Source organism: Polaribacter vadi, from assembly GCF_018861005.1.
GTDB lineage: Bacteria > Bacteroidota > Bacteroidia > Flavobacteriales > Flavobacteriaceae > Polaribacter > Polaribacter vadi_A.
Genome location: NZ_JAHKQL010000031.1, coordinates 81,024 through 101,272, shown reverse-complemented (window position 1 = coordinate 101,272; position 20,249 = coordinate 81,024). Strand labels below are relative to the sequence as shown.

General features: G+C 27.7%; 20 protein-coding genes. 10 read left to right on the top strand and 10 right to left on the bottom strand.

The window, feature by feature from the left end:
* Window positions 1–55 precede the first annotated feature (55 nt).
* Window positions 56–1,300: a cation:proton antiporter gene (locus KO506_RS13410; RefSeq protein ID WP_215995686.1), complete on the top strand. Its 1,245-nt coding sequence runs from the start codon at window positions 56–58 to the stop codon at window positions 1,298–1,300.
* Window positions 1,301–1,355: 55 nt separating this feature from the next.
* Here KO506_RS13410 and KO506_RS13405 read toward each other — a convergent pair whose 3' ends face one another.
* The 5 genes from KO506_RS13405 to KO506_RS13385 all read right to left on the bottom strand — a co-directional run bounded on the left by KO506_RS13405 (window position 1,356) and on the right by KO506_RS13385 (window position 5,029).
* Window positions 1,356–1,541 carry a CsbD family protein gene (locus KO506_RS13405; protein ID WP_215995431.1) on the bottom strand — a complete coding sequence of 62 codons (186 nt, stop codon included), beginning with the start codon at window positions 1,539–1,541 and terminating at the stop codon, window positions 1,356–1,358.
* 52 nt (window positions 1,542–1,593) lie between these two features.
* Entirely contained in the window at window positions 1,594–1,779 is a 186-nt protein-coding gene (locus KO506_RS13400) for a hypothetical protein (RefSeq protein WP_215995430.1), read from the bottom strand.
* Window positions 1,780–1,812: 33 nt separating this feature from the next.
* Window positions 1,813–2,049, bottom strand: coding sequence for a hypothetical protein (locus KO506_RS13395; protein WP_215995429.1), 237 nt, complete (start codon window positions 2,047–2,049; stop codon window positions 1,813–1,815).
* Window positions 2,050–2,141: 92 nt separating this feature from the next.
* Window positions 2,142–3,482 (bottom strand): DNA recombination protein RmuC, encoded by a 1,341-nt coding sequence (rmuC, locus tag KO506_RS13390; protein WP_215995428.1) that lies wholly within the window; start codon window positions 3,480–3,482, stop codon window positions 2,142–2,144.
* A 44-nt stretch (window positions 3,483–3,526) separates the two neighbouring features.
* Entirely contained in the window at window positions 3,527–5,029 is a 1,503-nt protein-coding gene (locus tag KO506_RS13385) for a reverse transcriptase domain-containing protein (protein ID WP_215995427.1), read from the bottom strand.
* 458 nt (window positions 5,030–5,487) lie between these two features.
* On the opposite strand from KO506_RS13385, the gene KO506_RS13380 reads away from it, so the two are divergent.
* Together KO506_RS13380 and KO506_RS13375 are read left to right on the top strand one after the other, a co-directional pair.
* Entirely contained in the window at window positions 5,488–6,183 is a 696-nt protein-coding gene (locus tag KO506_RS13380; RefSeq protein WP_215995426.1) for a hypothetical protein, read from the top strand.
* Between the two features lie 58 nt (window positions 6,184–6,241).
* Window positions 6,242–6,781 (top strand): 1-acyl-sn-glycerol-3-phosphate acyltransferase, encoded by a 540-nt coding sequence (locus KO506_RS13375; protein WP_215995425.1) that lies wholly within the window; start codon window positions 6,242–6,244, stop codon window positions 6,779–6,781.
* A 218-nt stretch (window positions 6,782–6,999) separates the two neighbouring features.
* On the opposite strand, the gene pepT is transcribed toward KO506_RS13375, so the two are convergent.
* The 3 genes from pepT to KO506_RS13360 form a co-directional block, all read right to left on the bottom strand.
* Window positions 7,000–8,241, bottom strand: a complete 1,242-nt coding sequence (pepT, locus tag KO506_RS13370; protein WP_215995424.1) for a peptidase T — start codon at window positions 8,239–8,241, stop codon at window positions 7,000–7,002.
* 21 nt (window positions 8,242–8,262) lie between these two features.
* A complete protein-coding gene (locus tag KO506_RS13365) occupies window positions 8,263–8,826 on the bottom strand; it encodes a hypothetical protein (protein WP_215995423.1) in 564 nt (187 codons plus the stop codon).
* A gap of 117 nt (window positions 8,827–8,943) precedes the next feature.
* Window positions 8,944–9,987, bottom strand: a complete 1,044-nt coding sequence (locus tag KO506_RS13360; RefSeq protein ID WP_215995422.1) for a WD40/YVTN/BNR-like repeat-containing protein — start codon at window positions 9,985–9,987, stop codon at window positions 8,944–8,946.
* Window positions 9,988–10,029: 42 nt separating this feature from the next.
* Here KO506_RS13360 and KO506_RS13355 point away from each other — a divergent pair, with 42 nt between their 5' ends.
* On the top strand, window positions 10,030–11,004 hold the full coding sequence (locus KO506_RS13355; RefSeq protein WP_215995421.1) for a patatin-like phospholipase family protein: 975 nt from the start codon (window positions 10,030–10,032) through the stop codon (window positions 11,002–11,004).
* 34 nt (window positions 11,005–11,038) lie between these two features.
* On the opposite strand, the gene KO506_RS13350 is transcribed toward KO506_RS13355, so the two are convergent.
* The gene (locus KO506_RS13350) at window positions 11,039–12,505 is read right to left on the bottom strand and encodes a S41 family peptidase (protein WP_215995420.1); all 1,467 of its coding nucleotides are present in this window, start codon (window positions 12,503–12,505) and stop codon (window positions 11,039–11,041) included.
* A 3-nt stretch (window positions 12,506–12,508) separates the two neighbouring features.
* A complete protein-coding gene (locus KO506_RS13345; RefSeq protein WP_252726865.1) occupies window positions 12,509–13,924 on the bottom strand; it encodes a S41 family peptidase in 1,416 nt (471 codons plus the stop codon).
* A 193-nt stretch (window positions 13,925–14,117) separates the two neighbouring features.
* Between KO506_RS13345 and KO506_RS13340 the strand changes: the two genes are divergently transcribed.
* The 6 genes from KO506_RS13340 (at window position 14,118) to KO506_RS13315 (ending at window position 20,218) form a co-directional block, all read left to right on the top strand.
* Complete coding sequence (locus KO506_RS13340; protein WP_215995418.1) at window positions 14,118–14,627, top strand: RNA polymerase sigma factor; 510 nt, start codon at window positions 14,118–14,120, stop codon at window positions 14,625–14,627.
* On the top strand, window positions 14,614–15,048 hold the full coding sequence (locus tag KO506_RS13335) for a hypothetical protein (protein WP_215995417.1): 435 nt from the start codon (window positions 14,614–14,616) through the stop codon (window positions 15,046–15,048). Before KO506_RS13340 ends, KO506_RS13335 begins: the two co-directional genes overlap by 14 nt.
* Before the next feature lie 42 nt (window positions 15,049–15,090).
* Entirely contained in the window at window positions 15,091–15,609 is a 519-nt protein-coding gene (locus KO506_RS13330; protein ID WP_215995416.1) for a DUF4252 domain-containing protein, read from the top strand.
* 59 nt (window positions 15,610–15,668) lie between these two features.
* A complete protein-coding gene (locus KO506_RS13325; RefSeq protein ID WP_215995415.1) occupies window positions 15,669–16,208 on the top strand; it encodes a DUF4252 domain-containing protein in 540 nt (179 codons plus the stop codon).
* 208 nt (window positions 16,209–16,416) lie between these two features.
* On the top strand, window positions 16,417–18,855 hold the full coding sequence (locus KO506_RS13320; protein ID WP_215995414.1) for a M1 family metallopeptidase: 2,439 nt from the start codon (window positions 16,417–16,419) through the stop codon (window positions 18,853–18,855).
* 55 nt (window positions 18,856–18,910) lie between these two features.
* Complete coding sequence (locus KO506_RS13315) at window positions 18,911–20,218, top strand: leucine-rich repeat-containing protein kinase family protein (protein ID WP_215995413.1); 1,308 nt, start codon at window positions 18,911–18,913, stop codon at window positions 20,216–20,218.
* The last annotated feature ends 31 nt before the right edge of the window (window positions 20,219–20,249 follow it).

Below are 20,249 nucleotides of genomic sequence, written 5' to 3'. Positions count from 1 at the left end.
TCTTAAGAGTTGACACTATTACAGGTTCTTTTTTTTAAATTTGACGAAAAACAATATGGACGCTTATTTTATTGCAACAGTTTTAGTTTTTCTTTCTGCCATTTTTGGTTATGTAAACGTTCGTTTACTAAAAATGCCAAACACAATTGGTTTAATGATAATGACAATTGTTTTTACTTTAATTGTTTTATTGATAAGTTATTTTGATCCTACTTTGTTAAATTTAGAAAAATCAATTATTTCTAGTATTGATTTTAAATCTGTTTTATTAGATGAAATGTTAAGTTTCTTGTTGTTTGCAGGTGCTTTGCATACCAATTTTGAGCAATTAAAAATTCAACGTTGGCCAATTTTACTATTTTCTACATTAGGAGTCTTAACATCAACATTTTTAGTGGGTATTGTTATGTTCTTTATCCTTAATGTTTTAAGTTTCGATGTTAATTTTATTTATTGTTTGTTATTTGGAGCTCTAATTTCACCAACAGATCCTATTGCTGTTTTAGGGATTTTAAAACAAGTTGGTGCACCAAAAAAATTGGAAACTAAAATTGTTGGTGAATCTTTATTTAATGATGGAGTAGGAGTTGTGGTTTTCTTAACCATTTTTCAGATTGCAAAATCGGGTATAGATAATACATCTTTTGTAGATGTTGCACAATTATTTGGGCAAGAAGTAATTGGTGGAATTGTGTTAGGTGGTTTGTTAGGATGGGTTTCTTATCGTTTAATAAAGTCTATAGACGATTATGATATAGAAGTAATTATAACTTTAGCTGCAGTTATGGGAGGTACAGTAATTGCACATAAATTACATTTATCTGCACCTTTAGCAATGGTAACTGCTGGTTTAATTGTTGGTAATGATACTGTAAGAGCAAGTTCTATGTCTGAAGTAACAGAGAAATATGTAGATAAATTTTGGGAATTATTAGACATCCTTTTAAATGCAATTTTATTCGTTTTAATTGGTATGGAAATGCTAGTTTTAGTTTTTGAAGGTAAATATATTATTGCAGGTTTAATAGCAATACCAATTGTTTTAATTTGTAGATATATCTCTTTATTTCTGCCAATTAATATCTTTAAAAAGAAGTTAGATTTTGTGCCAAAAACCAATTTAATTATGACTTGGGGAGGTTTACGTGGTGGAATTTCTATTGCGTTAGCCTTAGGTTTATCAACAGAAATGCATAGAGATTTATTTTTAGTAATTACTTATATAGTGGTTGTGTTTTCTATAATTGTACAAGGTTTAACTGTAGGTAAATTGATAAATAGATTTAAATTAAAATCATAAAAAAAGTATCAAAGTTTAATGCTTTGATACTTACATTTTTAGGTTGATTTTTAAATTACCAACTCTTAATTTCTTCAGCAATTTCATCTTTGGTTTTTCCATATTTCTCTTGGATTTCACCAATTAATTTATCTTTTTTTCCTTCGGCTTCTGTAGATTCATCATTGGTAATTTGTCCGAATTTATCTTTAAATTCACCTTTAATTTGTTTCCATTTACCTTGTTTTGTGTCTGTGTTCATAATGTGTGTTTTTTAATTATTATTAATTTAATTTATGAGAATGATAAGTTTTTTAGCTGTTCTGAATTTTATCAGCAACTCTTTTATCAGATTTATCTGTAGCACTATGTACTTGATTCTCTAATAACTCTTTATCTTCTCCTTGTAGCCTTCTTTTGCTACTATTTTTATCTTTATAGCCATCTTTTACAGTCCCTTTTAATGGATGTAAATGAGGCTCGTGTTTGTCTTCTGCCATTTTAGTAATTTTTGGGGTTAGTATTTCGATTCCTTATTTCATAAGTTTTGCCAAAATTCTTTTTTGTAAAGTATCATGACCTTCTTTAATTTCATCAATTTTATCAATGTCTTTTCCAATCAAAACCTCTTTATCTTTATCACCATTAGTACCTTTTAAAATTTTAGTTTCTTCGGTTTGTATGGTTTGTTCACCAGCAACATTTTCGGTAATACCTTCAGTTTCGACGTCTTTATATAGCTTAGTTTCTTTATCTTTATTATCTTTCATAATGTGTCTTTAATTGTTACACTACAAAAGTAAAGTAGAAATAAAGTTGGGCTTAACTCTTATAAAGTTAATCTTAACTCAAAAGCAAATAGTTAGTCGTTGTTTGCTCTTTCAATAATTTTTTCGGGAAGTGATTTTTTGGCTTTTGCGCCCATTTTCTTGAGCTTTTCTACAGAAGTAATTAAGTTTCCTCTACCATCAAACAATTTATTCATGGCATTAGAATATTCTTTTTTGCTATCATCAATACGTTTACCAATACCAATTAAATCAGTTAATAAACCATTAAATTTATCGTATAAAGCACCAGCTTGTCTTGCAATTTCCATTGCATTTCTTTGTTGCTTTTCGTTATTCCACATAGAATCTATGGTTCTTAATGTGGCTAATAAAGTAGAAGGAGTTACAATAACAATGTTTTTCTCAAAAGCTTTGTTGTACAAATGATTATCAGCATTTAATGCCACAGCAAAAGCAGGTTCTATAGGAATGAATAACAATACAAAGTCTGGTGATTCTATTTGATATAAATCTTCATATTTTTTTTCTGATAATTGCTCAATATGTCTTTTTAAAGAATTGATGTGTTCTTTTAAAAATTGTGTCTTTAAAGTTTCATCATCTTCATTTATAAATTGCTCGTAAGCAGTTAATGAAACTTTAGAATCTACAATCATTTTTTTGTTATCTGGCAAATGAATTACAACATCTGGCAACACTCTTTTGCCTTCTTCAGTAGTAAAGCTTTGCTGCACAAAATACTCTCTATCTTTCTCTAAACCAGATTTTTCTAAAACACGTTCTAAAACTAATTCACCCCAATTACCTTGCATTTTAGAATCACCTTTTAAAGCTTTGGTTAAGTTTAAAGTGTCTTTACTCATTTGTTGATTTAACTCTTTTAAACCTAAAATTTGCTGACGTAAAGCTGCATGATAATCGATACTTTCTTTATGAGTTTTATCTACTTTATCTTCAAAAACCTTTATTTTTTCTTGCAAAGGATTTAAAATTACTTTTAAATTTTCTTTGTTTTGTTCTGTAAATTTATTTGACTTTTCTTCTAAAATTTTATTGGCTAAAACCTCAAAATCACTGGTAAATTTTTTCTGAAGATTTTCTACTTCTGCTTTGTGTTCTTCTAATTTTAACTGTAAGTTTTTAATTTCTGAATCTTGACGTGTATTTAATTGCAGTAAATTTTCTTTTTCTTGCTGACTGCTTTTTACCTCTTTTTGTAATTCAATAAAATTGTTTTCGGCAAGATCTTTAGACTGTTGTAACAGAGCAACGCGTTCTTGTAAAGTAGACTTTTCTTTCTCTACAATTGTGTTCTCTTTTTCTAAATTTAATTTGGTAAGTAATTTACCAATAAAAAAACCTATTACACTAAAAACCAGTGCTATTAAAAAGTAAGCAATCAAATCTGTCATTGTATTAATTTATTATGTAAAAGTAAGTAATTAAAGTAATTTTTCTATATAGTTTTATCATTATCAACATTAGAAAAATCATACTTCTTCATTGTTGTTTGTAAAATTTTCCAATGATTTCGCAATTGTCTTTTTATTTCTGGAGCATTTAAATCATCTGCTGCTCTGTAAGCATATCTTAAATAATTGCCTCTAAATTTTCTATCGTATTCTTTGCCTTTTTGAGGTAACCATCTTGACTTTACTCCTTTAAAACTGTATAGTCTATAAACTTTTCTTTTAAATAAAGGTGCTTCATCTAAAAGATATTTTTCTTTAATGGTTTCAACTCTTTTGTGTTTTCTTTTTACAGTTTGTTTCATTTCTCTGTAAAACTGAGCTAAATTTTTAGATTTAATCAAAGTTTGATAACCATAAAATTCAAAACCTAAATAATTTAAAGGAAAGTTTTCTTGTAAAGTATTGTCTTTTTTAATTTTAAATGATAGAAGCCTATTATTATGGTTTTTAAAAAGTGTTTTTTCTGTTTTTTCTTTTGATATGGTTAATTCAATTTTTTTAACCTCATTAATAATAAAATCCTCAACAAAATCTATTTGATTCTCTTTACACAAAACTACTATGTCATCTGAATATCTTCTGTAAAAAACATTGTGTTTTATAGTTAATTCATTAATAACAGCTTCATCAAAAGCTAACATATAAATATTTGCAATTAATGCACTTATAGGTAAACCTTGAGGAATACCTCTTAGTTTTTTACAATCCTTATTTTCGTTATGTTTTTGATTTTTATGAATTACAATATCACTTTCTAAAAGGTCTTGAATATTATCAAAAAAAGTGTGTTTTCCATTTTTTTTGTGTTTGGCTAATTCTTTTTCATCAAAATGACCATTTTTGGTTTTTAAATCTTTTAAATTCACATATGAAAACTTGGTAATAGCTTTAAACAAATTATAATGATCTTTTGGTAAAGATTTATATCCTAGTATTTTAGCCCAAGCTAATTTTATTTTTTTATGATTTAGAGTAGGGAAGAAGTTCTCAATATCTAACACTAAAGCTACACAGTTTTCTCTTTTCTTTATTTCATCAAAAACATCTTTTGCAAAATGAACATTGTTCTTAAACTTTAATTTATCATCAGTTTCTATTCTTCTGTAAGCAGTTATTGAATCTGATAATAATTTATTTTTCTTTAAATAAGATTCATATTTTGGAGTAATGATTTTTTGAGTGTAATAAGAATAAATATGAGCATCAATATGAGTTGCATAAAGAATAGGTCTAATTTTGGTATTAGAAACTATTTTGCCTTTTTTATTTTGTTTTTTATGAGAACGTTTTAAAACTCCATTAAACTCAGACTCTTTATATCTACGTTGTTTAATCTCCTTAAAAATTAAAGGTGAAAAAGAATGTTTTGCAATATTTTTAGTATTTAAAATATAGCCAAGAACATTTTTTCTAACTGATTTTGGAGTCTTATTAGAAAAATGAGGATAACCTCGATCTTTAAACCAATCTTTTTCTTTTTTTTTCATAGCATTTAAAAAAGTAAGAAAAGTTCTCGCTCGGAATTTAATATAATAAACGTAACATCATTAAATGACTGAGCTATTAACCGAATTCACGATTCCCGATGAAATTGAACGTAACTTTACCAATTAAGGTATGGATACAGCTATTTAAACTTCAAAACCTTTATACTATGTTAGCAAACTGTCTTAAACTTATTAAATTCACTCTATTAATTATATATAGGGTGAAAGCAATAACTGCGCTATTTCACTTATACAAGATTATATTAATATTGTCTTGGATAAGTGAAATAGAATTCACTTTTATTAATTCACGTATTTATTAATCCCTTTAAAAAGGTCTGAATTAATTGAAATTAAAAATTTACAATGGCTCAATAAATGTTTATTAAAAATAACTAAAGAACTTCCCTACTTAGAAGTAAATATAAGATTTTTACTTATCTTTAAAGAAAAAAACTATGAAAATAGAAAGAAATAATGATATAGAAAATAAATTTGAAATTGGGGATATAGTTACGTTAAACTCTCATCCTTTATTTGTTAATAATTTCAAAAAAATAAGTGAATTTCCAGGTTTAGTGCCTCCTTTAATGATAGTTAAAGAAGTTTTTTTTGAAAGAAAGGAAAACAAGAAAGTTTTTAGTTCAGATATTGAAAATGCTCAAATTGCAGACTTAATAAAATATAATTGTGTTTATTTTAATGCTAATAAAAGTGAATTTTGTGAGAAAGTTATTTATGAATCCTTTTTAAGGACTTATAAAGAATTAAAATACTATAGGGTTAAAGATAAAGAAGGAAATGATATTAAAATACCTAAAGAAAAACAATTAATACCAGAAGTTTTAAACTATAATGTCTTAACGGATTATAATTATGGTGAAGTTATTCAATTTAAAACAAAAAAATTAGAACATCGAAAATCTTACGAGAATAGCTTTGAAAAATTACCAGGTATAAGTTACCAAACTCCCAATTTTATTGTTTCTGGCTTAAAAAAACAAACACAAGAGGATTTGTTTTATAATAATGGTGGTAAAAAGAAAATAGTACCAAGTAAATTACTGAAAGTTACTTGGTTTAACCATTTTCAAAATAAAATGTGTGAACATTTTCTTCCATTTTGTTTTTTTGTAAAAGAACTCAAAATATAATAAACTTATTAATGTTTATATAATTAAATACATATTTTTGTAGATTCAACAATAATCAATGAAAGTATTTGCAAGATTTATATTATTTACAATTTTAGGTTGGAAGTTTGAAGGAGAGTTCAATAAAACCATCAAAAAATATGTAGTTATTGCTGCTCCACATACAAGTTGGGTAGATTTTCCTATTGCAATCTTAACCAGAATGAGTTCTGGAATAATGATTAATTTTATTGGTAAAGCTTCACTTTTTAAAGGTCCTTTTGGTTTTATTTTTAAAGCTTTAGGTGGCACACCTGTAGATAGAAGTAAGAATAATAAATTTGTAGATGTTATTATCGACATTTTTAATTCTAAAGAAGAATTTAGATTAGGCATCTCTCCTGAAGGTACTCGTAAAAAAGTTACTACTTGGAAAACTGGTTTCTATTATATTGCAAAAGGTGCAAATGTACCTATAGTAATGGCTACTTTAGATTTTGAAAATAAAAAGATTAAAATCTCTGAACCTTTTTATATTACTGAGAATAAAGAAGAAGATATTGCCTATTTAAGGGGGTTTTTCTTAAATGTAAAGGGGAAAAACCCTGAGTTATCTTAAAGCATTTTTACACAAGTACAAGAAGTATTAAATTGCCCTATATTTCTTTATGAATAAATAAAATCTAGGGATTTTTTATTGATTAAAAGACGTAGAAAATAGTTATCATTGTTACGAATTGAAAACTATGTCTCCAAAATTTTATTTTGGAGACTTTTTTTTGATAATTATTTAATCTACTTATTGTTCTATTAAAAGTATAGGCAGATTTTCTTCATCTACTGATATTTTTCTGATACTTTTTGTGCAATACCTATAATTACTTCTGTTGCTTTTATCATAGATTCTACAGGTACGTATTCAAAACGACCGTGAAAATTATGGCCACCAGCAAAAATATTTGGGCAAGGCAAACCTTTATAAGAAAGCTGAGAACCATCTGTTCCTCCACGAATTGGCTTTATTAAAGGAGTAATACCAAGATCTTTTATTACTTCTTCTGCAATATCTACAATATGCATAACAGGTGTAATTTTCTCTTTCATATTAAAATATTGATTTTTAATAACAACAGAAATTAAATCTTGTTGCAAACGTTCGTTAAAATCGTCTGCAATTTTATGCATCAATTTTTTTCTTTTTTCAAACAAATCAAAATCGTGATCTCTAATAATATACTCTAAAACAGTTTGTTCTACATCACCATTAATATCATGTAAATGGAAAAAACCTTCATAATCTTCTGTTTGTTCTGGTACTTCTTTGGTTGGTAAAGCAGTAATATAATCGTTTGCAATTAAAATGGAATTGATCATTTTTCCTTTTGCATAACCAGGATGTACAATTTTACCAGAAATAGTTACTATTGCAGAAGCTGCATTAAAATTTTCATATTCTAATTCACCAATTTGACTACCATCCATAGTGTACGCCCATTCTGCACCAAATTTATCCACATCAAATAAATGTGCTCCTTTACCAACTTCTTCATCTGGTGTAAAACAAATTCTAATTTTTCCGTGTTTAATTTCTGGATGGTTTATTAAATATTCCATTGCAGTAACAATTTCTGTAACTCCAGCTTTATCATCTGCGCCTAAAAGTGTTGTACCATCAGTAGTAATAATGGTCTGACCTTTGTATTGCAACAAATCATCAAAATAATCTGGAGACAAAACAATGTTTTCTTTTTCATTTAAAATGATTGCATTGCCTTGATAGTTTTCAATGATTTGTGGTTTTACATTGGCTCCTGTAAAATCTGGACTTGTATCTATATGTGCAATAAAACCAATAGTTGGCACTTTATAGTTGATATTACTTGGCAAACTAGCCATTATGTAACAATTTTCATCTAATTCAACATCTTGTAAACCAATTTGCTGAAGTTCAGTTACTAATTTTTTAGCCAAAACCCACTGTTTTTCTGTACTTGGAAAAGCAGGATTATTTGGGTCTGATTCAGTATCTATAGTTACATAACTTATAAAACGCTCTGTAATTTGTTCTTTATTAATCATAATCTAGATGATATTTTCAATTTAATTTTTTAGTTTGATGTTCTCTATCAACGAAAAAGCTTGGCAAAAACGATTATTTACCAAAGAATCTCCATAAACTTCGGTTTTAGCTAAAACAAAATTTGATTCGTTTACTTTTATAAAAGTATTACAAACTTGATAGTTAAACTTCCCTTTTTTGCCTTTAAAAACCATATATAATGATGGTTTTTCTAAAAGTAAAATCTGTTTTGACTTTGTTTTTATAAGACCTTTAGCCAAGTTTTCTTGTTCTTGTTGCAATAGAAATGCATCATTAAAATCTATTTTATTTTGGATGAAAGTTACATCTAAAAGTACAGTTTCAGTAAGTTGTTTTGTAGTATCTGCTGTAAAAATAGAAGATTGCACTTCATCTTGATATAAATTTGTTTTCCAATTTTTAGGAATATCTAAAGAAAACAGATCTTTTACATCATTTACAGTTTCTAAATTATTAAAAGCTAAAGTTTCGCAATTAAAACCTTTGCTAATTTCTGATTGCTTTTGGCAAGACAAAAATAGGAGAGCAGCTAGAAAAAGGATATTATAACTATTTTTAGACACGAATTTCACAGGTTTACACAGATTTGATATTGTTGATTAAAACTAGGATTTAAAATTTTATATCCATTAAATTTTTATAAAGATATTTTCCTTTTTTATCAGAATTAAAAGGTCTTATTATTCTAATATTAACTTTCCAATTTTCTCATTACCACTTAACCAAGCCGTATTTTTATCTACAAACTGAATGGCATAATAACTCTCTTTAGAAACATCTTTCCAGGTTTTACCAGCATCATTAGAAAAAGAAACTCCAGTTTTGCCTACTGCAAAAATCTCTTTACCATTTGTATTTGGTACATATTGTACACAACTTTTATAGTTTGGGTTTTGGTTGTCAGAAACTAAAGTCCAAGTCTTTCCACCATCTGTTGTTATGGCTTTGTTTGCTTTGTTTTCTTGTGGTTTAGAATAATCACCTCCAATAATAATTCCGTTATTTTTATCAGCAAAATCGATAGAATAAATTCCTTGAGGCCCATTTCCTTGAATAATTGGTGTGTTATAAACCTGCCAAGTTTTACCAAAATCTGTAGATTTTAAAACTCTTGCTTTTGCGCCTCCAGAAGCAATCCAAACTGTGCTACCCATTGTTATTATGTTGGTGTTACTTGCTGCAAAAAATGCTTCTCCAGTTTCAAATTTAGGAGATGCTGTACAAGATAATTTTTGCCAAGTTTTACCAGCATCCGAAGTTAAAATAATTGAAGCACAATCTTCTGTAGGATCTCCAACTGCAATTCCGTGTAAATTATCATCAAAAAAAGTTAACGCATCATAAAATACTTTTTCATGTTCTTCTTTGTATACCAAACTAGCTTCGCCTTTAGAAATTTTATACAATAAAGCAGGATTACCAATAGAAAGGGCAAAATAATCATTGCCATTAAAGGCAACACTTCTAAAATTCGGAATTATAGAATCTTTGTATTTGATGTTTAAAGCATTTAAAGAAACACCTTTATCCGTTTTAAAACCAACATTTCCTTTAGAACCAGCATAATAAACTTTTTCTGAATCTAGAACTTTTATAGCTCTTATGCTTGTGCTGTCAATCTTAAAATTTTGTATTTGAATGGTGTTAATATTTCTAGGGATATATTCTTTAGTACAAGAGTTTATTAAAAGGAAAGCAAAAAATAATAGTGTTATTCTTTTCATTTTTGATATTTTTAACGAAAATAAACAAATCATTTTGAGTTAATGAAAAAAGCATTGGTAATTTCGGGTGGTGGAAGCAAAGGAGCTTTTGCAGGTGGTGTAGCCCAGTATTTAATGAAAAAAGAAAATAGAGATTATGATTTGTTTTTAGGTACTTCTACTGGTAGTTTAATGGTTTCTCATTTGTCTTTAGGTATGTTAGATGAGTTAAAAGAGTTATACACTAACGTAAATCAAGAAACAATTTTTAGTAATAATCCTTTTACCATAAAAAAAGTAGCAGGAGAAAAAGTGGTGAATATAAATCACTTTAATACTTTAATAAATTTTATAAGAGGTAGAAAAACATTTGGTGAGAGTAAGAATTTACGCAATTTAATTAAGCGAAAAATTACTAAAGAAATGTATCATCAAATTCAGAATAATGAAAAAGAGGTTGTAGTTACAGTGTCTAACTTAACTGCAAACCAAATAGAATATAAATCTAGTAAAGACTGTACTTACGAAGATTTTTGTGATTGGATTTGGGGTTCTTGCAACTATGTGCCTTTTATGAGTTTGTTAGAAAAAAACAATCAACAATATGCAGATGGTGGTTTTGGTTCTTTAGTGCCAATTAGAGAAGCCATTTTAAGAGGAGCAACAGAAATTGATGCTATAATTCTAGAAACAGAAGTTACTCAGTTTAATAAAATACCTTCTAAAAATCCGTTTGCACTACTTTTTGATGTTTTTGATTTTATGTTAACTCATGTAGAAAGGCATAATATTACTATTGGTAAATTAGCAGCCAGTAATAAAAATGTAAAATTGAACTTATATTATACACCAACAGTTTTAACCACAAATTCTTTAGTTTTTGATGAAAAACTAATGCGAAAATGGTGGAAATCTGGTTTTAAATATGCAAAATCGAAACGTGAAGAATTAATGAGCGAGTTTAGACCTGATGTTTTAACAGATAAAGAAATTGAAGAAGGTATAGATGATGTTAATAATTTAAACATTAAATCCTAACTTTTATTTTATTCAAATAAGAGTTCAAAATACTTTATTTTATATCAACAAACATATAATCTGAAGCAGGAATTGCTAATTTTGAATCGTAAATCTCGTTAAAATTCAATGTTTTACTTGTTTTTACTGATGATTTTAGTCCTGTAGAAATATAAGTTAATGTTCTGTCTAATAAAGGATCTGAACGTTCACCTAAAACACCTAAATTACCATAATCTTCTTCTAAAAATATACCAGGAAAATTTGCAGTATCTGGTATAATTCCTTCAGGATAATTTATACCCTCTTTATTACTAATTTCTAAAACCAAAGGTTGCATAGCATAAGTATGATTAGGGTTTAAATTATCGCCAGTTCTTTGTAAATTATCAGAATCGTAAATAGTTATAGAACCTTGTTGCTTACCTCTTGTAGTTTCGCCAATTAAATTTACCTGAATATGAGAACTTAATGCATTTATAACCAATTCTGATGCAGAAGCTGATCCATAAGAAACTATAAAATAAATTCTTTCTAACCCTAAACTATTAATGGTTTCCTCTAAAATTATTGAACCATCTGTGTCTACATTTCGTATTTGATCTGTAAAATTATTTACAAAAGTTTCAGAAGGCCAAGCAGCTGTTACTTTATCGTTCCAAATTTCTTGCGAGTATAATTCTCCTGTAAACTGCCCAGTAATCATACTACCTAAATAGGTTGCTGTACTCACAGAACCACCAGGGTTGTATCTTAAATCTACAATTAAATCGTTTATATTTTCTGCTTTAAAATTGGCAAAAGCAGTATTTAATTGACTATCGTAATTTCTAGCAAATTGATTGTACATTAAATATCCAATTTTTTGAGACCCTTCTGTAATTACTTTTGATGTAGCAATCGGATTTTCTTGCAATTCAGTTTTATCTAAAGAAATAGATGTTCCATTTTCAATTGGGTTTCCATCATTAAAATCTGCTAAACCAATTGTATAATTTGTAGTACTGCTAAATAATAATTCCAAGTAATTATTAATTGTTATTTGGCTACCATCCACAGTATTAAAAATCATACCTCTTGTAACGTTCTCGCTTTCAGCGGATGAATTTGGGATTACATAACGTACATAACCATAAACATTATTGCTTCCATTTTTATAAGTTACCAAGCCAAATTCCATTCCGTTACTTAAATTTAACCCTTGAAAAGAATTTTCTAAAGCAATATAATCATCAACAATAATAGAAAAACGATCATCAGGTCTGTTTAGTAAACTTTCAAAAACAGCTTCTGGTGAATCATATTCTCCAAAATAAGTATATAAATCATCGTAATTATAAAAACGATCATCAGCCAAATCTGGCACATCTTTTTGCCACAAATAATAAAGATTTAAACCCTGCCAAATAAAAAAGTTAAGATCATCATTGGTAGTTGTATTTGTTTCTAAAGGGCTGTTTTTATCACAAGAAATAAAAAATATAGTGATTGCTAAAAGGCTAATTTTTAAGAATTGCTTCATTTATTAGTTTGTGTTTGGTAAATTTTGTTCAATAAAAACGCCATTATCAGTAGTTCTTTGTGGGTTTATGCTATTAAACAAATATTCATAATTATTAGGATTACAGTTGTTATTAGAAATCGGAGTTCCTGTAGAAATGTAATTTAAAACGCTATTTAAAATTGGGTCAGAAACTTCACCTAAAACACCTAAATCTAATACATCTTCATTATCACAAAGATCTAAGTTTGGTGTAAATCCGTTTTCATAAGTTTCGTCGTTATTATTTAAAAAACTTAACACTACTGGTTGTAAAGCTACAGTATGTGTTTCATTTTTTAAGACAAAATCGTAATCTTCAGAATTGTATAAAGTAATTGAACCTGTGTTATTCCCTGCAGTTTGATTACCAATAATATGTACATTAATATGCGCTTTTAAGCTATTAATTAATAATTCTGTAGCAGAAGAACCTGTAAAATTTTCTCCGTTTAAAATGATATAAACGTCTGTTAAGTTTAAGCTATTTATGATTGATGTTTGGCTAATTTCTGATGGAAACTTAGTTAATAATGAATCTGGTTCATTTTCTAAAAACCAAGATTGCGCCTTTGTATTCCATTCTTCTTTAATTAAAACTTCATCTGAAAACTGACCAGTAATCATGCTTGCAATTTTAGAAATATTTTTTGCGAACCCATCACTACCAGAACTATATCTTAAGTCTAAAACTAATTCGTTAACTGATTGATTTTTAAAATTTAAGAAACTATTATTTAAATCATTAATATAATTATTAGAAAAATCATTATTGTACATTAAATAACCAATATTATCAGCATTTACAGGTATCAATTTTTCTAAAAAACTAGCAGGATATGTATAATCTAGTTTTTCTAAAAGTACTGTTTTTGTATTTGGTGTAATTGTAGTTCCATCAAAATCTGCCATATTTAAAGTAAAACTATCAAAGCCAACTAAAAGTAAACTTTCATAATTAGTTCTGGTTAGTTGTACACCATTAACCGCATAAAAATATTCGCCTCTTATTAAGTTTTTTGTTGATGCATCAGAATTTGGTAAAACATGAGTTACATAACCCAAGACATTTGTTGTACTATTTGGGTCTGCTATAATTCCGAATTCTAAACCATTGGTAAAAGAAGTTCTTAATTCTGGTTCTGTGATGGTATTATAATCTTCAACTAAAGTTGATTTTACATCCTCTGGAATTAATAAACTAGAAAATAAAGAATTATAATCTGTAAAAGAACTTAAATAAGTATTCAGCTCTTGATCAGAACTAAATCTTCTGTCAGATAAATCTTCAATTTGATCTTGATACAAATAATATGCATTTAAACCTTTCCAAACGAAATCGTGAACTACCAATTCTTGAGGAATCTCATATTCTTTAGTACAACTTACAATTGTTGCCATTAGTATCGAAAAATAAATAGCTTTTAAATAAAACCTCATAAAATAATATATAGATATTGTAGTAATTTTAACGCAATTTAAACTTTTTTAGTATTATTTTGAAATAAGATGTAACAAAATAAATTGTTGTTCGTCGTAATTATGTAAACCTGATATAAGAGATGAAAAAATATCAGAAAATTAACCAAAACCAATGAACCAATCAGACTTTTTAAAAGTTGTTTTACCCTTTAAAGACAAAGTTTTTAGACTAGCTAAAAGACTTTTAGTTTCTACAGAAGAAGCTGAAGACGCTACACAAGAGCTTTACTTTAAATTATGGCGAAACAGAAAGAAAATTGCTGATTATAAAAATGTAGAAGCATTTGCAATGACAATGACAAAAAATTATTGTTATGATCGATTAAAATCTAAACAAGCAAGTAATTTAACATTAGTACACAGTAATTATAAAGAGAAAGAAACGTCTTTAGATAAGAAAATGGAATATCAAGACAGTGTAAACCAAGTACACAAATTGATAGAAAATTTACCTGAGCAACAAAAAATAATTATTCAATTAAGAGATGTTGAACAGTATGATTTTGAAGAAATCTGTAAAATGGTTGATATGAAACCGACTGCAGTAAGAGTAGCATTATCTAGAGCAAGAAAAACAATAAGACAAGAATTAATTAAAAGACACAACTATGGAGTTAGCTAACATAGAAAAATTAGTAGAAAAATACGAAAACGCAGAAACTACGCTACAAGAAGAGGCAATCCTAAAAGACTATTTTACAAAAGAGGATGTTGCACCACACTTGCAAGAGTACAGTTATATGTTTAACTATTTTACTGCTGTAAAAGATGAAACTTACACAAAAACCATAAAGTTAGAACCTAAAAAATCGAATAAGATAAACTTTAAATGGTTATCTGTAGCAGCATCAATAGCACTTCTGTTTAGTGTTTTTATAGGTAAACCTTTAATTAAGGATTATCAAGATAGAAAAGAAGCAGAAAGAATTTACGCACAAGTAAATGAAGGATTACAATTGTTGTCTAATAACTTAAAGAAAGGAGAACAAGCAGTAGCACAATTGTACAAACAAGAAGACAAAGCCAATAAAGCTTTAAAATAAAAACCAAGTAAAAATTAGTAAAACCAAGTAAACACAGAAATTATGAAAAAAATAATATTATTAATGGCATTTATTGTAGCACCAATGGTTGCAAGTGCACAATCACTTTTTGATAGTTTAGAAGATATGGATGGTGTAGATATGGTAGTAGTTACCAAAGATGCTTTTCAATTATTAAAAAAGTTCCAGCCTAAAGATGTCAAATCAGATGACAATGAAGTAATACAAGCCTTTGAAATGGTTGGTGATTTAAAAGAATTTAAAATGTTTTCTACTAAAGATTTAGATATAGCTTCTAAAATGGAAAGTATGGTAAATACATCAATTAAATCTAAGAAATTAACTCAGTTAATGAGAATTAAAGAAGATGGTTCTAGAGTTAAAATTTATGTAAAAGCAACAAATAATAAAGATTATGTTAGCGAAGTTTTAATGTTTGTAAAAGGCATAGATAAACATACCAAAGGTGTATCAGAAGCTATGGTATTCTCTTTAACTGGTAACATAGATATTAACAAAATGTCTGAATATACAGACAAGATTGTTAAAGAAAACAAGTAATTAACTTTAAAAAGTCGGGTTTAATTTCTTAAGCCTGACTTTTAAATAAAACATTAAAAATGAAAAAATTAACCCAAATTTGTGCTTTAGTATTTTTAGTGCTTTTTGCTAGTTCTTGTAAAAATGAAAAATCTTTACAAAGTTATTTAGTAGATACAAGTGGTAAAGAAGGTTTTTATACAGGAGATTTACCTGTAAGCTCTGTTTTATCTGCTAAAGCTGATGTTTCTGATGATGTAAAAGAAACCATAAAAAGTATTAAGAAAATAAACATTGCTTTTTTACCAAAAACTGAAGATAACACAGCTACTTACGAAACTGAAAAAGCCAAACTTAAAAATATCTTTAAAGATAATGACGAATACAAAAGTCTAATGGTTATGAAAGCCCAAGGGATGAATGTAAAAGTTTATTATTCTGGAGATACAGATGCAATTGATGAAGTAGTAGCCTTTGGTTATGGAGATAAAAATGGAGTAGGAGTTGCAAGATTGCTGGGAGAAAACATGAACCCTGCAAAAGTAATTGAAATGATGAATAGTGTAAAAATGGATAGTGGAAATCTAGAAAGTTTTAGCGCTATTTTTAAAGGAAAATAAGAACAAATCAGTTTACTTTAAAAATTGGAAATATAAAGTTTTAGCAACTTTGTATTTCCAATTTTTGTTTTTAGCAACTTTTCAAGACCAAACACTCAACATCAATTCATTAATACAACTTTACAAATTATCAAAACTTTTTTAACTGCTCATTAACAGCTACTATAATCATATTTAGTATTTTTGATACTTGAAGAATATGATATTTATGAAGTTTCAGAGAATAGTAGCTTTTTGTTTTTTATTAATAAGTTACACCAATTTTGCACAAAGTGCAGTTTATAGAGCAGAAAGAGAAAAAATCCATGATTTAGTACATACAAAATTAAAAGTCGATTTTAATTTTTCTGATAAAACTATGAATGGTGAAGCATGGATTACAGCAAAACCACATTTTTATGCTTCAGATAAAATTTCTTTGGATGCAAAATCTATGATAATTCATAGTATTAAACTTAATAATAGTAAGTTAGATTACAATTATGATGATTACGATTTAATTATTGATTTACCAAAAACTTATCAGAAAAACGAAGAATTTACACTTTATATAAAATATACTGCAAGACCAGAAAAGGTAAAAGATCAAGGAAGTCAAGCAATTACAGATGCAAAAGGATTGTATTTTATAAATGCTGATGGCGTAGATAAAAATAAACCTACTCAAATCTGGACACAAGGTGAAACGGAAGCAAATTCAGCATGGTTTCCAACAATTGATAGTCCTAATCAGAAAACATCACAAGAAATTTATATTACAGTTCCTAATCAATATCAAACACTTTCTAATGGAGAATTAGTCAGTCAAACAAAATCAGGGAACAACAGAACAGATTATTGGAAATTCGATCAAAAACACGCTCCTTATTTGTTTTTTATGGGAATTGGTGAATTTGAAATCATTAAAGATTTTTATAAAAACATCCCTGTAAACTATTATGTAGAAAAAGAATACGCATCTTATGCTAAAGATATTTTTGGTTTAACTCCAGAAATGATTGGTTTTTTTGCAGATAAATTAGGTGTTGAATATCCTTTTAACAAATACAGCCAAATTGTGGTAAGAGATTATGTTTCTGGTGCTATGGAAAACACAACTGCTGTTGTTCATGGAGAACAAGCCTACCAACAACCAGGACAATTAATTGATAATAATGTGCAAGAAAACACAATTGCGCACGAAATTTTTCATCATTGGTTTGGAGATTTAGTAACCTCAGAAAGTTGGTCTAATTTAACTTTAAATGAGTCTTTTGCCAACTATGGAGAGTATTTGTGGAGAGAACATAAATACGGAAAAGTTGCTGCAGAAATGCATTATTATGAGCAGGTAGAAGCTTATAAAATTGGGCAAAATGAAAGCAAAAGTTTAGTCCGTTTTCAGTATGATGACAAAGAAGATATGTTCGATTTAGTTAGCTATAACAAAGGTGGAGCTATTTTACACATGTTGCGTAATTATTTGGGTGATGAGGCTTTTTTTAAAGGTTTAAACAAATATTTAACTACTTATAAATACAAAACTGCAGAAGTACATCAACTAAGGTTAATATTCGAAGAATTAACGGGTAAAGACTTAAACTGGTTTTTTAATCAATGGTATTTTGGCGCAAATCATCCAAATATTGAGGTTTCTTACGATTACAATACCTTAAGAAAAACGGTTACTGTAAATATTATACAATTACAAGCAGAAACCTTTAAATTTCCTTTTGCAATTGATGTTTTTGAAGGAACTAAAAGAACAAGACACAACGTTTTTGTAGAAGCTAACGATGCTTCTTTTACATTTCCTTATACAAAACAACCAGATTTAATTCAGGTAAATGCAGATAATATTTTAGTGAGTAACATCAACGAAAATAAAGTATTGAGCGATTATATTTTTCAATTAAAAAATGCTGATAATTTTGCGCACAGAAGAGCAGCTTTGTTAGAAGTTGTTAAAAAACAAGTTGAGAAAGATGCATTTAATGCTGTTGTTGGTGCTTTAGATGATGAATCTTATAAAATCAGAATTTTAGCATTACAGAATATTGATTTAATCAATAAATTTTCTAAAAAAGATGCCATCAGAAAAATTATGCAAATCGCAAATAACGATGCTAAAACTTTAGTACAAGCAGAAGCTATAAATACTTTGGGTAAACTAACAGATCCTGAATTAAAATCAATTTTCGAAAAAGGTTTAGAAAGTAAATCGTACTCAGTTTTGGGTAAAGCTTTGGTTTCTATGTATTATGTAGATAAAGATTTGGCTATAAAAAAATCGAAAGCATTGCCAGATGAAGTTCGTAAGATTTTAGCAACACCATTAACGCAAATTTTTATTGAAGAAAAAGACGAATCTGAATTACCTTTTATTGCAAAAGCTGTAGTTTCTGGAATGTTTTTAGCCAATGATGATACTGTTAAAGTAATTTATCAAAAAGCATTTAAACAAATTTCTGAAAGTAATAATACTGTTGCTATTCAAAACCTTGTGGAAGATATGGTTGTTAAAGGAAACCAATACAAAGGGTTTAATTTTGATAAAGTAATGATTAACTATATGCGAACTATGGTTGAAGATCAGAAAAAAGCAGACAAACCAAACAGATTAAGAAACATAGAAATTATTAAAACTGCAATGGCTAAATTGTTGTAGTTTTTAATTTGAATACACTTTTAAGGTTGTTTTATTTGATTTAAATTTGTCGAATATGATACATACTTTAAAGGATTTAAAAGCTGATAAATTAAAAGGTTTAAAAAAGTTAAAATTAGCAGAAGGTTTAACTGAATTTCCAATAGAAATTTATGATTTAGCTGATTCTTTAGAGATTTTAGATTTATCTGATAATAATTTATCTGTGTTACCAAATGATATTATTATTCTAAAAAAACTAAAAATTGTTTTCTTTGAGAATAATAAGTTTACTGAGTTTCCTAGTGTTTTAGCACAATTGCCTTTATTAAGCATGATTGGTTTTAAATCCAATCAAATTCATACAGTTCCAGAAAACTCTTTTCCGCCTTTATTAAGATGGTTGATTTTAACCAACAATAAAATTAAAAAACTACCTAAAAGTATGGGTGATTGTCAGTTTTTACAGAAATTTCCTGTGGCTGGTAATTTAATTGAAGAACTACCTAAAGAAATGGCTAATTGCCATAATTTAGAGTTGCTTAGAATTTCATCAAACCAATTAAAAACAATTCCAGATTGGTTGTTTACTTTGCCAAAATTATCTTGGATTGCTTTTGGCGGAAATCCAATCACAAATTCTATAAAAGTTGAAACTACAATAAAATCTTATTCTTGGAAAAATTTTAAAATTAAAGAATTATTAGGTCAAGGTGCTTCTGGAATAATTTCTAAAGCTAATTGGCTTACTGAAAATAAAGAAGTTGCAGTTAAAGTTTTTAAAGGAAGTGTTACGAGTGATGGTTTGCCAGAAGACGAAATGAAAGCTTCTATTGCTGCAGGAAATCATAAAAATTTAATTCCGATTTTAGGAAAAATTAAAGAACATCTAGAAGATAAAAATGGTTTATTAATGGATTTAATTTCTTCGAATTTTATCAATCTGGGAAATCCGCCCAATTTAGAAACTTGTACTAGAGATGTTTTTATTGATAAAAATTTCTCACTAAAAGAAGTTATTAAAATAGCTAAAAGTATGGCTTCTGTGTCTTTGCATTTACACAATAAAGGAATTAATCACGGAGATTTGTATGCGCATAATATTTTAATCAACCAGAAATCAGAAATTCTCTTTGGTGATTTTGGAGCTGCTTCTTTTTATAATAGAAATTCTCAAATTTCAAAAAAAATTGAAAGGGTAGAAGTTAGGGCTTTTGGTTGCTTGTTAGAAGATTTATTAAATTTAGTTGATAAATCAGAAATTGATCAAAATTTATATCCTAAATTAAAAAACTTAACAGAACTTTGTTTACAACCTGAAGTTGATAAACGCCCAATTTTTTCTGATATTTTTGAAGAATTAATAAATCAATATACTTTGTAAATACTTTATTTTCAGTACTAATACAGTTTAA

What these genes read in the sequence shown, in the direction of transcription:
- KO506_RS13380 (WP_215995426.1), top strand. Translation starts at nt 5,488, where the DNA reads ATGAAAATAGAAAGAAATAATGATATAGAAAATAAATTTGAAATTGGG.
- KO506_RS13330 (WP_215995416.1), top strand. Translation starts at nt 15,091, where the DNA reads ATGAAAAAAATAATATTATTAATGGCATTTATTGTAGCACCAATGGTT.
- KO506_RS13320 (WP_215995414.1), top strand. Translation starts at nt 16,417, where the DNA reads ATGAAGTTTCAGAGAATAGTAGCTTTTTGTTTTTTATTAATAAGTTAC.
- KO506_RS13325 (WP_215995415.1), top strand. Translation starts at nt 15,669, where the DNA reads ATGAAAAAATTAACCCAAATTTGTGCTTTAGTATTTTTAGTGCTTTTT.
- KO506_RS13375 (WP_215995425.1), top strand. Translation starts at nt 6,242, where the DNA reads ATGAAAGTATTTGCAAGATTTATATTATTTACAATTTTAGGTTGGAAG.
- KO506_RS13360 (WP_215995422.1), bottom strand. Translation starts at nt 9,987, where the DNA reads ATGAAAAGAATAACACTATTATTTTTTGCTTTCCTTTTAATAAACTCT.
- KO506_RS13335 (WP_215995417.1), top strand. Translation starts at nt 14,614, where the DNA reads ATGGAGTTAGCTAACATAGAAAAATTAGTAGAAAAATACGAAAACGCA.
- KO506_RS13385 (WP_215995427.1), bottom strand. Translation starts at nt 5,029, where the DNA reads ATGAAAAAAAAAGAAAAAGATTGGTTTAAAGATCGAGGTTATCCTCAT.
- pepT (WP_215995424.1), bottom strand. Translation starts at nt 8,241, where the DNA reads ATGATTAATAAAGAACAAATTACAGAGCGTTTTATAAGTTATGTAACT.
- KO506_RS13410 (WP_215995686.1), top strand. Translation starts at nt 56, where the DNA reads ATGGACGCTTATTTTATTGCAACAGTTTTAGTTTTTCTTTCTGCCATT.
- KO506_RS13355 (WP_215995421.1), top strand. Translation starts at nt 10,030, where the DNA reads ATGAAAAAAGCATTGGTAATTTCGGGTGGTGGAAGCAAAGGAGCTTTT.
- KO506_RS13405 (WP_215995431.1), bottom strand. Translation starts at nt 1,541, where the DNA reads ATGAACACAGACACAAAACAAGGTAAATGGAAACAAATTAAAGGTGAA.
- KO506_RS13340 (WP_215995418.1), top strand. Translation starts at nt 14,118, where the DNA reads ATGAACCAATCAGACTTTTTAAAAGTTGTTTTACCCTTTAAAGACAAA.
- KO506_RS13400 (WP_215995430.1), bottom strand. Translation starts at nt 1,779, where the DNA reads ATGGCAGAAGACAAACACGAGCCTCATTTACATCCATTAAAAGGGACT.
- KO506_RS13395 (WP_215995429.1), bottom strand. Translation starts at nt 2,049, where the DNA reads ATGAAAGATAATAAAGATAAAGAAACTAAGCTATATAAAGACGTCGAA.
- rmuC (WP_215995428.1), bottom strand. Translation starts at nt 3,482, where the DNA reads ATGACAGATTTGATTGCTTACTTTTTAATAGCACTGGTTTTTAGTGTA.
- KO506_RS13350 (WP_215995420.1), bottom strand. Translation starts at nt 12,505, where the DNA reads ATGAAGCAATTCTTAAAAATTAGCCTTTTAGCAATCACTATATTTTTT.
- KO506_RS13345 (WP_252726865.1), bottom strand. Translation starts at nt 13,924, where the DNA reads ATGGCAACAATTGTAAGTTGTACTAAAGAATATGAGATTCCTCAAGAA.
- KO506_RS13315 (WP_215995413.1), top strand. Translation starts at nt 18,911, where the DNA reads ATGATACATACTTTAAAGGATTTAAAAGCTGATAAATTAAAAGGTTTA.